Below are 14,726 nucleotides of genomic sequence, written 5' to 3'. Positions count from 1 at the left end.
TTTAGTCTTAATTGAATTTTCATAATAGCACATTATTTTGTAGAACCATTAATTTAAGAAATGATGATGCCTTATGAAATGATAGTGGTCAGTTTATACACTCTTACTAATATTTCTCAAAATGTTTTTAAAACGTGTGGCACTGATATAGTGGTCCTCAATGAGTTTGCCGTTGTAAAGCAGATTGAACACTCCAAAACCTGAAGGCGCTTGTTTGGCATCTTCTACAGAAGTCATTTTAGTTACTTTTAAATCAATACCAAAATCCATTGCAGTATTCAATAAATCGAAAGCCGATTTCTCATGCCAAGGACATTGATCTGCATAGACTAAATTCCAACCGGAATACTTTTTTTGCTGCAAAGTCCAATCGTATAATTTAGGGATTGAAGCATTAATAGTCCAAGATTTGGATAGCAATTCAAATCGACCTCGACGGTCAACTTCTTTAAATCCATTTTTTTCAAAAACTGTTTTATTAGCCATCCAAGCGCCTTTACTGGTCATCACACATAGACCATCCATATGACGTTTTTTGGCTTCGCGTTCGGCTTCATTAATTAACATCGAACCAAAACCCTGTTCTCGGTCTTTTTTTGAAGAGACTGCAATACAATGAATAAACATATAATTACCAGCATCAACAGGTCTCCATGCTTTTTCAGCTGGCGTAAATTCTATAAATCCGAGCATTTTATCATCTTCCGATTTCAAAATTTTCAGTTGTAACCCTTCTTTGAATCGTTTTTCAAACCATCGTCTCTTACTTTCAAAACCGGGACTTTTTATATTTCTAATACAAAAAAAGGAGTGTTCGTGAACATTTTGAGGAGTTACTTCTATGATTTTCGTAGCATTCATAAGAAATACGTTTATATGCATATATCGATTAACAAGTCAAACAAAAAGCTTACATAAACTTGTAATTAATGGGTTTAAAATTAAAACACTAAAGGATTTAAATCATATTTCTTTAAAACGGATAACAAATCTATTAGTTGAAGTTCAATAGAATACGTCCCAGTATAAGAAGGACATATCGTGCAATCATCAAAGTAAAATTCTACGTAAGTTTCATTAAGAACAAAATTGTTTTTACTGCCTATAAAATCTGTTAACGATAATTCCCAGCAATCATAATACAGACCTCCACTTTTAATTTTTTCATTGAGTTTTTCATTGAGTACCATTAACAATTCGCCTTCTGATCCTTCAATAAAAAAGTCATCATAAGTCATAAATACACCTCTATTTAAATCGAAATTAAAGCAGTCAAAAGAAAAACTTGGATGCATCGCTCCCGAATAAAAATTTTCCTTGTAAAACAAAATACTTACAAGTTGATCATTGACATTATAGATTTTGTAGTCTATAAAACGTTCTTCTCTGAAATTTTGCGCTTCTATACTATCGCATAATAACTTACTTTCTAAGATGTCTTTTTCAATTTGGGACACATTTATATAATACTCGTTTATAAACTCATTAAAGTTTCTATGTGTTGGTTTAAACGACTCATTGAGAAGCGGATATTTAAAATTAAGATTATAGTCTTCCTTTTCAATAACATATCTTTTATCAAGAATCAATTTTTGAAGCTCTTCACGTTCGTCACTTTTTTTAATGAGTGTTTTTTGTTTCATTTCTATCGTAATGGACTTATCCAGAGATTCAATATTAGTATGATTTGTTTGTGAAGTATCTTTTACAGGAAGTGCTACAACTTCGATGTCTTCAATATTATCAAAATTTTCTTTATTGGAATCGTTTTTACAATTTGATAACAATAGAATTAGAAATAGAATATATAAATATTTCATTGGTTGTGAACTTAAGTGAATACTGAAATTATTTTCAGATAAAGGATTAAATTATGTAAAAAAATCAAATTCAACTATGATTTTAATCAGTTAACCATACTTACTGTAAATTACTAAAATCCTTCAACAGTCTTAAAAGATGTGTGACCTACAACATTATGCTCTATACTAGTGTTTTATACTAAAAAAAGCTATTATAAGTACCGTTCTTTTGTAAGTCAATAGTTACGTCTAAGAGTGATCATTTAAATTTTAAATTAGGATAAATTTAATCCATTTTGTAACGCAATAATCGCAAAGCGTTCAATACCACCACTATTGTAGAACCTTCATGAAAAGCTACAGCCAATCCAATATTGGTAAGACCTAAAATAGTTACTGGAACTAACAGAAATACAACACCTAAACTAATCATGATATTTTGCTTAATAATCCGTTTAGATTCTCGGCTCAAACCGATGACAAATGGTAAGTTTTCAATTTTATCAGACATTAACGCGACATCTGCTGTTTCTAAAGCTACATCACTTCCGGCTGCTCCCATTGCTATACTCACAGTGCTTAATGCCATTGCTGGTGCATCATTAACACCATCACCTACCATCGCAATTTTTTTATCTCTCTCAATTAATTCTCTTACAGCAGACACTTTATCTTCAGGTAATAAATCGCCTCTTGCATCAGTAAGACCTATTTGCCTGGCAATTGCGTTTCCTACATTTTGATGATCACCTGTAAGCATTATCATGTGTTTAATACCAATTTGTTTCAACTTGATTAATGTAGCTGCTGCCGTTTTTCGAGGTATGTCCATAACACCAATAAGCCCTACAATCACATTTTGATAAGCCACAATCATTACCGTATGACCATTTTCTGATAAGTTGACGATACTAGATTTGACTTCACGATCTGTTTTGATACCTGAATCTTCCATCAACTTTAAATTTCCAATAAAAACTTCATTACCGGAATATATGGCACTAATTCCCTTGCCTTGTATGGCATTTACGTTAGAAGCCTTGTTTTGTACTTCTAAATTATATTGAATTTTAATATCTGTTGAAATGGCTTTAGCCAGTGGATGATTGCTTAAGCTTTCGACATCCAATACAAGTTGACTAAGTGCAATTTCACTTAAATCATGAAGCGGAATAACATGAGTGAGTTTGGGTTTTCCTTCTGTTAACGTTCCAGTTTTATCAAACGCAATGGTCGAAATCCCTCCTAAATCTTCTAATGCTTTTCCTCCTTTGATTAATACCCCTTTTTGTGCTGCTCTTGCAATACCACTCAACACCGCACTAGGTGTTGAAATTGCTAAAGCACAAGGACTTGCAGCTACTAAAACTGTTATAGCTCTGTACAAACTCGTATCAAAATTCTCGTCTACAATCAAATAAGCAAAGCATAATAGGAAAACAACGAGGATCACAATTGGCACATACCACTTTTCAAATTTTTTGGTTAATCTTTGGGTTGGTGATTTTTGAGTTTCAACATCTTTAACCATTTTTATTAATCGAGAAACCGTTGAATCTTTACTTAATTTTAAAACGAGAACTTCTAAAACATGATCTCCATTAATCGTTCCTGTAAAGACAACATGTTTCTTATCTAGACTATCAAACGCTGGTAAATTATCTGTAGTTTCGATAAAGGTTTTGTCAACAGGCATACTTTCACCTGTAATTGGCGCTTGGTTCACACTGCTGCTTCCGCTAATTATAATACCATCTGCTGCAATTTTTGTGTGCGGTTTTACAACTATAATATCGTTAATTTTTAAGTCATCAATTGAAATTTCTTCAAGTCGACCATGCCTTTTGACGATTGCTATTTTTGGAGATAATGAATTTAAAGCTTCGATAGATTTCTTAGCTTTATTCATGGCGTAATGCTCTAAGGCATGGCCCAAACTAAAAAGAAAAAGTAACAATGCGCCTTCTGCCCAACTTCCTATATAAGCCGCTCCTACAGCCGCAGCAATCATTAAAAAATCAATATCAAAACCGCCTTTTTTAATTTTCTTATATGCCTCGATGCTTATAAAATACCCACCGAAAAAATATGCCGTAATATAGCTTGACAAAGCAAACCATTGGTTATAGTCCGTTAGTTTTTCAATTAAGAAACCTGCAAGTAGAAAAACACCACAAAAAATGGCAAAGTAAAGTTCTGTTTTTTTTCCTAATATTTGATTATGATCGTGTGGCTCTGACTTAGTGTGCTTCATTACAAATGTTCCATAAAGGTTTTAAATCAGATTTTTATTTTTACAATAGCAATGTAATTAGATACTTTCACTTTCGGTGTAAATAGTGAATTTAATGTATATCTAATTATAAAAAAATAAGAGAATTATACATCCTCATAAACATTTAATCTGTTTTTTAAGGTTCTAATTTCAGATTGAAGCTGCTCTAATTGCTTTAGTAGATTATAAATTACATCAATTCCTTCAATATTAATATCTAATTCGTAATGGAGTCGCATCATTTTTTCAACTTCATTGAGCTGATTCACTTTTAAATAATTGGTATTATCACGCACTGTTATTTCAATGAGCTCGTAGTCGTAAAGTGCATTGATAAAACTTGAAGGAACGTTATAATGTGTGCAAAACTGTTGAATTGATATGAAGTGTGTTGTGTCCATGTTATCGCAATTTTGAGAGTTCGGTAAAAAGTTCTTTTTCTTTTGCTGAAAGATTTGTTGGTAATTTAATAGCATAAGTGATATATAAATCTCCAAATTCTCCCTGTTTTTTATACTTTGGAAACCCTTTCCCTTTCAATTTCACTTTGGTGCCGTTTTGCGTTCCTGGCTTTACGTTGAGCTTCACTTTTCCATCGAACGTATTTACAGTTAAGTCACCTCCTAGCAAGGCCTTATACAAATCTAAATCAACTGTGAGATATAAATTGTGAGCATCTCTTTTGAATTCAGACGTATTGAGTATTGAAAATTTAATATACAAATCGCCATTTGGGCCTCCATTTATACCTTTTCCTCCATGACCTTTAATTTTAATAACTTGACCATTTTCAACTCCAGCTGGAATTGTTAGGCGAATATTTTTATTATTTACCGTAAGTGTTCGTTTATGGTACGCATATACATCTTTGAGGTTGAGTTGTAGTTCAGCATTATAATCCTGACCTCGAAATTTCACCTGCCTTCCTTGAGATTTATTGAAATTATCACCGAACATTGATCCGAAAAAATCTGAAAAATCTTCTTCAGAATAACCACCATAAGGATCACTATTCGTTTTTTGATACTGCTCTTGTTGTTTTGCTTTCTCGTATTCTTCAGCATGTTGCCAATGCTCTCCATAAGCATCATATTTTTTACGATTTTCTGGGTTACCCAAAACTTCGTTAGCTTCATTAATTTCCTTAAACTTTTGCTCAGCAACTGTATCGTTAGGATTTAAATCCGGATGGTATTTACGAGCCAATTTTCGATATGCTTTTTTAATATCATTTTCTGTGGCTTCTTTTGAAATGCCAAGGATTTTATAGTAGTCTATAAATGCCATACATTCTAGGATTTAGTTAGCAATTTAGTAAATATAATCATAACATAAAATGATAAAAATCACACATTATGGTCTTTAGATTATATAATGATTTTACCATCTCCCATTTGTATGATTCTATCGGTCTTATTCGCAAAATCTTCATCATGAGTTACAATGAGCAATGACAAATTTTGTTCTTCACTGAGCTGTTTAAAGATGTTGAAAACGTTTTCAGCATTATGACTATCTAAATTTCCTGTTGGCTCATCTCCCATAATTATAGACGGATTATTGATTAGTGCTCTGGCAATAGCTACTCGTTGTTTTTCGCCTCCTGAAACTTGAGAGGCTCGTTTTTTAGCCAAGTGATCTATATTAAGAATTTTTAGTTTTTGCATGGCATCGTGTTCTATTTCCTGATGCGATTTCTCAGCTAGTTTTTTGGCGGGAAGCATGACATTTTCTAGAACTGAAAACTCAGATAACAGGTAATGAAATTGAAACACAAAACCTATATGCTTATTGCGTAAATATGACAAATGTGCTCTGGATTGCCCTGTCACCAATTGATCACTCAAAAATAATTCACCTTCATAATCGGTATCCATCGTGGAAAGAATATATAGCAATGTTGATTTTCCACAACCCGATTTACCCATAATCGATACAAACTCTCCTTTTTCAATTTGAAAATTGATATCCTTTAGCACATGAAACAACACAGGCTTCCTAAAGTATTTATTGATATGTTTCGCTTGTAATACAACACTCATATTATTGTCCTCTAATGATTTTTACGGGATCTATTTTTCTTGCTTTTTTTGATGGCAAATAGCCAGCTAGAAATGTTGAAAGCATAGCAAATGAAAATCCAATTATAAAAAATAACGGATTCATATTGATTGGATAGGTCTCAACCGTTGGTAATGCTTCTGTTTGAAATGGAATGGTATCAATTAAACTGGCCAGACCAAAACCTATAAGCAACCCTAAAATACCACCAACAAAACCTATAATCATAGCTTGACTCATAAAAATAAGCTGCACGTCTTTGCCCGAAAACCCAGTAGCTTTTAAGATAGCGATGTCATTCATTTTTTCATAAATGAGCATGTTTAGTATATTATAAATTCCAAATCCAGCAACGATAAGAAGAGTAATTGATACAGCATAGGTAATCAGATTACGTATAGAAGTTCCTGTTTCAAACTGTGCATTGGCCGTTTTGATATCGATGGCTTTTAATTTAAATTGTTGCTCAATCATTTTTGCCAATGAAGGCGCTTGCTCTATATCAAATAACTTTATATTAATATCTGTAATGTAGTTATTCGCTTTGCCCAATATACGCTGTATTGTTTTAATACTAGTAAAGCTTTGAATGGCATCCAAATCGGCAATTCCACTTTGATAGAACCCGACAATTTTTAATGGAAAAATCCCACCATTTATCGGACTCACCTGTACTCGATCGCCAACTTTTAATGACATTTTTTTAGCGATTCCTATTCCTAAAAGAATGCCATTATCGGTTTGCTCTAAGGCTTCGGCCGAACCTTCAACAATATAATCACTCATATTGAAAAGCTTGGTCTCTTCTACTGAGTTAATACCTGTTAAATTCCCTCCTATTTCTATAGATCCTGCGACATAAAAGATTTGCGTTTTTACTTGAGGAAGCGCTCCTCGAACATTTTTATTACCTTCTAAAAAGTCAATTATCGGTACGGCATTATGAATTTTCTTTTGACTCAATTTAGGCTTAATTGAATGCACTACATTAAAACTACTGTTTACATCATCAAAAAGGGAAACAGGTTGTTGTTTTGAAGGCTCTATTTCATTATACACATGAATGTGTGGTGTTTGATTCAAAATTAAATCATCTAACATGGCATTTAATCCTGTCATAAAACAAACCAGTGTAATGTATGAACCAATACCAAACGTTACACCTAATGCAGCTGTAGAAGTTTGCTTTATTTTAGTAAGCAAGTGTGTTTTGGCAATGTTCAGTATGACTTTCCAGTTTGTCATTAGTTGTGTTTATAGAGATAGGTATCACTTGTGAGTCCTGATTGTATTTCGATATATTCCATATTTTCCAAGCCTGTTGTGACTGTTATTAACCCTTGGTCTGTTTTAACTTGATGAACTTGATTGAGATAGGTTTTAGGAATGGTTAAAACATTTTCTTTTGTTGAAATAATGATATTCCCTTCTCCTGATAGACCTGGATATAACACCTTTGGTGGATTTTCAAAAACAGCCTCGACTTTAAACGTTTGGTTTCTTTCATCTTTTTTAGGATATATTTTAGACACCTTAGCTTTAAAAATGGTATCTGCATAAGCATCAAGATGAATTACAACGTCTTGCCTTATCGCAATTCTTACAATATCCACTTCATCTACTAGCATTTCAATTATAAATCTATCAGCACTGCCAATTGCAGCCAATGGTTCCATGCTAGTTACAATTTCTCCTGGCTCTTTGTAAAGCGCGTATACCTTACCATTAATCTTACTTTCTACTCTAAAATCTTTTGTCGCAATTGATGCTGATTGGTAATTGTTCTGTGCTTGCTTTAAACTTGTAAGCAATTCATTTTTTGTTCTGTGATATTTATTCTGTAGAAGTTTTAATTGGTTGGAAGCTAACTCATAATTCAGTTTTTGAGTATCAAACTGTAATTTCGAACCAATATTTTGATCCCAAAGATTCTTTTGTCTGAAGTAGTTAACCGAATCATTTTTATATTTCAACATTGAAGCCGCTATTTCATCTTCAATGCTACTTAAAATAGCAGCTCTACCATTATAATTTTCCTTGGCTAAATCTAAGGTAAACTTTGCATTTTGAGTATTAAGTTTTGGTGTGTTATTAATTATCTGAAATAAGGGATCATTTTTATAAACCAAATCACCTTCTTCAACCAAATTCACATCTAATAAGCCTGAAACTGTCGCATAAACCTGATAAAGACTATCTGGTTGAATCGTTACTGAAGCATAAACAGATTCGACCAGTGTACGCTCTTGTGGTAGAATTCGTTCTTGTTGACCAGAACAAGAACCTAAAAGTATTAAAAAACTAATGTAAAACCCTGTTTTCATGTCTAATATGCTAGTTTAGATTGTAATGCTATATATTCATTTAAATTGACAGTATCAATAGCTCCTACTAATTTTCTTTGGCTTAAAACAGGATAAAATTCTTGTGTTTCATTGTAAATAAGATGATATATTTTTTTTAAGCTATCAGAGCTGTCAACACATTTAAAATCCCGTTCCATAATGGCTTCAACCAAAACATTTTTATTTGAATTTTCAACAATGCGCTTGTGATATAAAATTCCTTTAACCGTTCCTTCATCTACAACTACAAAATTAGTCTCAGTTCCTGAAATTATTTTGTTAATGACGAGATCTATAGAATCACTTGGTTTAAACACTGAAATATTAATGAGCATAGCTTCTTCAACTGAATGTCCCTTAATAAAATTTAGATGTTGAACCATTTGATTTTCACCATAAGCGCCTAAAAAAATGAACAAAGCAATAAAAATCAGAAATGGATTAAATAGCAGCCCAACCAACAATAAAAATACAGCAATGATTTGCCCAATGGTAGCAGCTATTTGAGTTGCTTTTAACCGATTCATTTTTAAGGCTAACAAGGCTCTTAAAACACGACCACCATCCAGTGGAAAAGCTGGAATACAATTGAACAAAACCAAACCTACATTAACGATAAACAAATAGAACAGAAAGTTTTGTAGTGTGAAACTCATCAAAGAGGTCATAATTTCTGTAAAATTTAAATGGATGTAATTTTGAACAGGAATGGCAACATACAATGCAAGAGCGATTACCAAATTAACTAAAGGACCTGCAACAACTACTAAAAGTTCCTGTTTTGGCGACTCAGGCAGTTTATCTAAACTAGCTAATCCACCTATTGGTAGTAATGTTATTTTACTAGTTTGAATTCCGAATTGCTTAGCCGTTAATGCATGTCCTAATTCATGTAAAACTACACATAAAAAAACAGCAACTACAAGAGCCAGATTAAACATGATACTTTGAATATTACCTCCGCTTTGTAATTCATCAAAAATAATCCAAACAATTAAAAATGAAAATGTCCAATGAATTCTAATTTTAATTCCAAAAAGACGCCCTAAACCTAAGTTTGATTTCATGATATGCATTAATTTTTATGAGTGATGCCATCTCTTACTTGCTGAATATTGTAAAAATACAGTTGAAATGAGTCCTGTAAAATGATATTGGTCAGACTTCATAAGTCGTAACGCACTATTTTGAACACCGTTATGTATTAACTAGGTTTTTCAATGCACACGTCACAATCGTTTTATGAATTTCTGGTATCAAGAATCAGAAGTATGACGTTTAAATTCAAGATCCAAATTGGCAAGCATAATGAGCTCTGACTTATTTTGACTATTGTAACTAGATGCAATTTTTGCTGCAGTTTTCATAATAAGTGATTTAATATCGTTATCAAAAATAGATTCGTGGGCTCTTTTATAGTTTACAAAACTAGTATAACAGGTATCAGAGTCATATTCATGATCACTTTCTAACCATTTAAAAGTTTCTATAATTGTATTCTTAGCTACAGTATCGACTTGATTTAGATCAGTCCATTCTGTTTTGAGAACTTCTTCAAGTCTTTTCAACTCTTCATTTCTAATAGAATTATCGGCATTTGCAATGGCAAAAAAAAGCTTACCAAGTTGTTGGTAAAATTCAGGATTGGTTTGTTGTATCGCTTCCAAAATCATCTAATTTGATATAAAATTACATAATTTCAAAACTGGCACAATGATATAAATCAGTTACTGATCATCCTTAAATATTAACAGCTTGAGTTAGGTAAATTTGTAGAAATTCATTAAATTTAAGGTTAATTGATTGGTATCAAATCCCAACCATTCCCATCCATGCTTAAGCAAGATCAAGAAATATTTAATATCCTGTTAGAGGCCGTTTCAGAAGGCATTATTATTGTTGATAATCAGCAACATATCATGGAAGTTAATAAGACTACTGAGGCTATTTTTGGTTATAAAAAAAATGAACTTATTCATAGAAATTTAAATCTATTACTTCCATCAAATTACCACAACGATCATTCAAGACATTTCGAAACTTTCATCAAAAAAGGGAAACCGAGGCGTATGGGAGCTTCCAAAGATTTATTCGGTTTAAGAAAAGATGGAAATACCATAGCTGTTGAAGTAGAACTCAATCCTTTTAAAATTTATAACAAAACCTATGTCATGGCATTGGTTAGAGATGTTTCTGAACAAAAAGAAATCGAAAAAAACTTAATGTTAAAAAGCAGCGCACTCCAGTCTGCCAGCAATGGTATTGTAATTACTGATGCGTTACAGCATGATAATCCTATTATCTATTTCAATTCAGCTTTTCAAAATTTAACAGGTTATTCAAGTCAAGAAATACTCAATCATAATTGTCGGTTTCTACAAGGTAAGGATAGAGATCAAGAGCCATTAAAAGAATTGCGAATGGCTATAAAAAAAGGGGAAAGCTGCCAAATAACTCTCAGAAATTATAAAAAGGACGGTTCGTTATTTTGGAATGATTTATACATCATGCCAATAATTGATAAAAAAGGCATCGTCACTAATTTTATTGGGATTCAAAATGATGTTACCAAAAGAAAAGAAGCTGAATCTGAACGCAATCATTTGGCAACCATTTTCGATGAATCACTAAACGAAATCTATGTTTTTGATGCTAAAACACTAAAGTTTATAAACGTCAATTATGGTGCACAAAAAAATATTGGATATAGTCTTGAGGAATTAAAAAACATGACGCCTTTAAATATAAAAACTCAAGAAAATGAAACTAAATTTAGGGAATCTATAGACGTGTTATTCCAAAAAAAAGTTGAAAAATTAGAATTTGAGTCGATTCATGAACGTAAAGATGGCACAACCTACCCTGTAGAAGTGCATTTGCAACTCTCAAATTTGGGAGATGAAGAGGTTTTTGTGGCAATTATTTTAGATATTACAGAACGTAAAAATTATACAGAGAAACTTGAAAAGAAAGTTGAAGAACGAACAGAACAGCTTAAGGTTGCCTTATCAAAAGAAAAAGAGCTCAATAAACTTAAAACCCAATTTTTGTCTTTAGTCTCTCATGAGTTTAAAACACCCTTAAGCGGTATTTTGACGTCTTCCGTATTACTGAGCAAATACCAATTAACCGAAGATCAGGATAAACGCGATAAACATATTAAAACCATTGCCGATAAAGTACATTATTTAAACAATATATTAAATGATTTTCTGTCTCTTGAAAAACTTGAAACCGGTAAATTAAACTATCGCTTTAGCAATTTTAAATTGTCTAAAGTTATAGATGAGGTCATTTACAACGCAAATATGCTATTAAAAGAAGGTCAGTATATTAAGTATCCAGATAACATAGATGACTTATCGCTATATCAGGATGAAAAAACGATTGTACTCATACTTTCAAATTTAATAAACAATGCTATTATGTATTCTCCTGAACAATCTGAAATAATCATTAATGTGCAACAAAACAAAGAAAAGACTACTATTCAAGTCAAAGACAATGGTATTGGAATCCCATTGAAAGATCAAAAAAATATTTTTGAACGATATTTCAGGGCTGAAAATGTAAGCAATACTCAAGGTACAGGAATTGGATTAAACATTACTAAAAATCATTTAGAAAATTTAGATGGTACGATTTGTTTTGAAAGTGAGGAAGGAAAAGGAACTACGTTCACAATAACAATACCAAATACAGCAAAAAAATGACCACTATTTTACTTATCGAAGACGATACTGTACTCAGGGAGAATACTGCAGAACTTTTGATGCTTTCTAACTACTCAGTGATTACTGCATCAAACGGTAAAATTGGTGTCAAAATGGCGAAAAAACACCTTCCAGATATAATTGTTTGCGACATTATGATGCCTGAACTTGATGGTTATGGTGTATTGCAATCGTTATCTCAAAACGAGAGCACAAAATATATTCCTTTTATATTTTTATCTGCCAAAACCGAACACAAAGACGTGAGAAAAGGTATGAATTTGGGAGCCGATGATTATATCACAAAACCGTTTAATGAATCAGAATTAATAAATGCCATTGAAAGTCGTTTGGCAAAGGCTTTAATTTTAAAAGATTTTAGAGAGCATTCTAATCATGAAATTAAAGAAAACAACACGTCAGAAATAAAAACCCTTAACGAATTGAAAAATTTCTTCGATGATAATGGTACCTCTTTTAATTTTGAAAAAGACACCATTATTTATCGTGAAGGAGACCATTCAAATTATATTTACCTCGTATGTAAAGGCGCTGTAAAATGTCATCAAATTGATGAACAAGGTAAAGAACTGGTAACGGCACTTTATAAGGAAGACGATTTATTTGGCTACAGCTCATTCATCAATAATCAACCCCACAAAGATACAGCGACATCAATTGAAAATACTGAAATTGTAGGCGTTTCAACACAAGAATTTTATGAGATTCTTAATGAGAATCCAAAGTTAGCTTTAGAAATTATACAAATGCTTTCTGATGATATTTTAGGCATAAAAAGTCAATTATTAGAAATGGCTTACGCTTCTGTCAATAAAAAAACAGCGACAACGATTTTAAAATTTGCTGAAAAAATTAATCGAAAACCAGAAGATCCAATTAATATTTCAAGAAGTGACTTGGCAAGTGTTGCAGGAATAGCAACCGAAACTTTGATTAGAACACTCACAAATTTCAAGAAACAAGGCATTATTAAAGCTGATGGTAGAAATATTAAGGTAATGGACTTAGAAAAATTAAAACGCATCAGTTAAAAGTGATTAATATCATTTCCTAATTGACACCTTGACAATACATTTGTTATCGTAAAGATATTGTTCGATGAAAAATGTATTATTACCCACTGACTTTTCAGAAAATTCATGGAATGCTATTCAATATGCTATTCAATTTTTTGAACATATAAAATGCAACTTTTATTTATTTCATGTGATAAGATTAAATTCAATTGTTGCAAATGACACACCATATTTGCTAGACCATAAGGTAATAGATGACCTTTATACAAAGCCAACTAAGCAAAAATTAATTTCAATCTTAAAGCGTATTTCCAAACTATCACCTAATCAGGAACATCATAAATTTTATACGCTTACCGATTATGGTTTTTTTATAGAATCTATTCGTAAAACTGTTGAAGAAAAACGCATAGATTATATAGTAATGGGCACAAAAGGCGCATCTGGATTAGAAAAAATTATATTAGGCACCAATACTGCAGATGTCATCACTAAAGTCAAATGTAACACCTTAGCAATTCCTGAAAATTCAAATTTTCACATACCGAAAGAAATTGCATTTCCTACCGACTTCTCACTATCTCACGACCTTCAGGTATTGCAACCTATTTCAGATATCATTACACGTTTTAAATCATCATTACGAATTGTTCACATCAATAAAAATAAAGTCGAATTAACTAAAGATGAAGAAAAAAACAAAGATCTTCTGGAAGATTTTTTTAATAATCAGCAATTTAGTTTTCATTATCTAACAAATAAAAAAGTAGAAGATGCCGTTCAATGTTTTGTTGAAAGTAGAGATATAAACATGATTTGCATGGTAGCTAAAAATCTCAATTACTTTCAACAAATTTTATTTCATTCAAAAGTGGAAAAATTAAGCTATCACACCGATATTCCATTTTTGGTATTACACGAAAAAAACACGTATTATGGATAATTCATTAGTATTAGCTAAGTTTTGGGGATGGTATCTCCTGATATTCTTTTTTGTATTAAGTCTTAATCCTAAAAGAATTAAACAAATATTTAACGACCTCAAAGATGAAAAATTTCTTATTCTCTTCGCCTTTATGGCTATAATTTTTGGACTAATTAATATTCTACTTCACAATATTTGGGAATTGAGCTATAAGCTCATTATTACTGGTATTGGCTGGTTGTCTATAATCATTGGATTAGCACTGTTCATATTCCCTAAACCAACGGTAAATAGTTTAATATTAATCAATATTAAATTGGTGCAAATTATTTATCTATTACTTTTCTTTGTAGGCCTATATTTGCTAAACATATCTTACAACATCGTCCTAATTTAAAATAAAATGGTGAACTGATTTATATCATTGTTAGTCTAACCGAATCAGATTATATTTACAGTACCAAATAATTTTGGTTATTGAAAATGGGGATTTTCATAAGACTTGCAATTAAGTTCGAAAGAAGTCAGACATTAGTCTGACTTCTTTTTATCACCTCAAATTTTGATG

General features: G+C 31.8%; 14 protein-coding genes. 4 read left to right on the top strand and 10 right to left on the bottom strand.

Features of this window, described 5'->3' with window-relative positions; genetic code table 11:
• Positions 1-93 precede the first annotated feature (93 nt).
• From TD18_RS06410 to TD18_RS06365, 10 genes are all read right to left on the bottom strand, one after another.
• Complete coding sequence (locus TD18_RS06410; RefSeq protein ID WP_160289455.1) at positions 94-861, bottom strand: GNAT family N-acetyltransferase; 768 nt, start codon at positions 859-861, stop codon at positions 94-96.
• Between the two features lie 80 nt (positions 862-941).
• On the bottom strand, positions 942-1,820 hold the full coding sequence (locus tag TD18_RS06405; RefSeq protein WP_152611320.1) for a DUF3298 domain-containing protein: 879 nt from the start codon (positions 1,818-1,820) through the stop codon (positions 942-944).
• Positions 1,821-2,088: 268 nt separating this feature from the next.
• Positions 2,089-4,056 carry a heavy metal translocating P-type ATPase gene (locus TD18_RS06400; RefSeq protein ID WP_040250147.1) on the bottom strand — a complete coding sequence of 656 codons (1,968 nt, stop codon included), beginning with the start codon at positions 4,054-4,056 and terminating at the stop codon, positions 2,089-2,091.
• A 125-nt stretch (positions 4,057-4,181) separates the two neighbouring features.
• Positions 4,182-4,478 (bottom strand): chaperone modulator CbpM, encoded by a 297-nt coding sequence (locus TD18_RS06395; RefSeq protein ID WP_040250144.1) that lies wholly within the window; start codon positions 4,476-4,478, stop codon positions 4,182-4,184.
• 1 nt (position 4,479) lies between these two features.
• Complete coding sequence (locus TD18_RS06390; RefSeq protein ID WP_040250141.1) at positions 4,480-5,364, bottom strand: DnaJ C-terminal domain-containing protein; 885 nt, start codon at positions 5,362-5,364, stop codon at positions 4,480-4,482.
• A gap of 80 nt (positions 5,365-5,444) precedes the next feature.
• Positions 5,445-6,119, bottom strand: a complete 675-nt coding sequence (locus tag TD18_RS06385) for an ABC transporter ATP-binding protein (protein ID WP_040250138.1) — start codon at positions 6,117-6,119, stop codon at positions 5,445-5,447.
• A 1-nt stretch (position 6,120) separates the two neighbouring features.
• Positions 6,121-7,383 carry an ABC transporter permease gene (locus tag TD18_RS06380; protein ID WP_040250135.1) on the bottom strand — a complete coding sequence of 421 codons (1,263 nt, stop codon included), beginning with the start codon at positions 7,381-7,383 and terminating at the stop codon, positions 6,121-6,123.
• Positions 7,383-8,462, bottom strand: coding sequence for an efflux RND transporter periplasmic adaptor subunit (locus tag TD18_RS06375; RefSeq protein ID WP_040250132.1), 1,080 nt, complete (start codon positions 8,460-8,462; stop codon positions 7,383-7,385). The genes TD18_RS06380 and TD18_RS06375 overlap by 1 nt, the downstream gene beginning before the upstream one ends.
• Positions 8,463-8,464: 2 nt before the next feature.
• A complete protein-coding gene (locus TD18_RS06370; RefSeq protein WP_040250128.1) occupies positions 8,465-9,550 on the bottom strand; it encodes a site-2 protease family protein in 1,086 nt (361 codons plus the stop codon).
• Positions 9,551-9,739: 189 nt separating this feature from the next.
• The gene (locus TD18_RS06365) at positions 9,740-10,150 is read right to left on the bottom strand and encodes a hypothetical protein (RefSeq protein ID WP_241480651.1); all 411 of its coding nucleotides are present in this window, start codon (positions 10,148-10,150) and stop codon (positions 9,740-9,742) included.
• Between the two features lie 165 nt (positions 10,151-10,315).
• On the opposite strand from TD18_RS06365, the gene TD18_RS06360 reads away from it, so the two are divergent.
• From TD18_RS06360 to TD18_RS06345, 4 genes are all read left to right on the top strand, one after another.
• Positions 10,316-12,196: a sensor histidine kinase gene (locus tag TD18_RS06360; protein WP_040250577.1), complete on the top strand. Its 1,881-nt coding sequence runs from the start codon at positions 10,316-10,318 to the stop codon at positions 12,194-12,196.
• The gene (locus TD18_RS06355) at positions 12,193-13,248 is read left to right on the top strand and encodes a response regulator (RefSeq protein ID WP_040250125.1); all 1,056 of its coding nucleotides are present in this window, start codon (positions 12,193-12,195) and stop codon (positions 13,246-13,248) included. The genes TD18_RS06360 and TD18_RS06355 overlap by 4 nt, the downstream gene beginning before the upstream one ends.
• Before the next feature lie 67 nt (positions 13,249-13,315).
• The gene (locus TD18_RS06350; RefSeq protein WP_040250122.1) at positions 13,316-14,176 is read left to right on the top strand and encodes a universal stress protein; all 861 of its coding nucleotides are present in this window, start codon (positions 13,316-13,318) and stop codon (positions 14,174-14,176) included.
• Positions 14,169-14,555, top strand: coding sequence for a hypothetical protein (locus tag TD18_RS06345; RefSeq protein WP_040250120.1), 387 nt, complete (start codon positions 14,169-14,171; stop codon positions 14,553-14,555). Before TD18_RS06350 ends, TD18_RS06345 begins: the two co-directional genes overlap by 8 nt.
• Positions 14,556-14,726 lie beyond the last annotated feature (171 nt).

Origin of the sequence: Psychroserpens mesophilus (assembly GCF_000826645.1) — a bacterium.
GTDB classification, from domain to species: Bacteria; Bacteroidota; Bacteroidia; order Flavobacteriales; family Flavobacteriaceae; genus Psychroserpens; species Psychroserpens mesophilus.
Note: the sequence above shows the minus strand (reverse complement) of the source record. Positions and strands in the feature narration are given on the sequence as shown.

Bases quoted from the DNA above. Each gene is read 5' to 3' on its own strand.
- TD18_RS06410 (WP_160289455.1), bottom strand. From the start codon at position 861: ATGAATGCTACGAAAATCATAGAAGTAACTCCTCAAAATGTTCACGAA.
- TD18_RS06405 (WP_152611320.1), bottom strand. From the start codon at position 1,820: ATGAAATATTTATATATTCTATTTCTAATTCTATTGTTATCAAATTGT.
- TD18_RS06400 (WP_040250147.1), bottom strand. From the start codon at position 4,056: ATGAAGCACACTAAGTCAGAGCCACACGATCATAATCAAATATTAGGA.
- TD18_RS06395 (WP_040250144.1), bottom strand. From the start codon at position 4,478: ATGGACACAACACACTTCATATCAATTCAACAGTTTTGCACACATTAT.
- TD18_RS06390 (WP_040250141.1), bottom strand. From the start codon at position 5,364: ATGGCATTTATAGACTACTATAAAATCCTTGGCATTTCAAAAGAAGCC.
- TD18_RS06385 (WP_040250138.1), bottom strand. From the start codon at position 6,119: ATGAGTGTTGTATTACAAGCGAAACATATCAATAAATACTTTAGGAAG.
- TD18_RS06380 (WP_040250135.1), bottom strand. From the start codon at position 7,383: ATGACAAACTGGAAAGTCATACTGAACATTGCCAAAACACACTTGCTT.
- TD18_RS06375 (WP_040250132.1), bottom strand. From the start codon at position 8,462: ATGAAAACAGGGTTTTACATTAGTTTTTTAATACTTTTAGGTTCTTGT.
- TD18_RS06370 (WP_040250128.1), bottom strand. From the start codon at position 9,550: ATGAAATCAAACTTAGGTTTAGGGCGTCTTTTTGGAATTAAAATTAGA.
- TD18_RS06360 (WP_040250577.1), top strand. From the start codon at position 10,316: ATGCTTAAGCAAGATCAAGAAATATTTAATATCCTGTTAGAGGCCGTT.
- TD18_RS06355 (WP_040250125.1), top strand. From the start codon at position 12,193: ATGACCACTATTTTACTTATCGAAGACGATACTGTACTCAGGGAGAAT.
- TD18_RS06350 (WP_040250122.1), top strand. From the start codon at position 13,316: ATGAAAAATGTATTATTACCCACTGACTTTTCAGAAAATTCATGGAAT.
- TD18_RS06345 (WP_040250120.1), top strand. From the start codon at position 14,169: ATGGATAATTCATTAGTATTAGCTAAGTTTTGGGGATGGTATCTCCTG.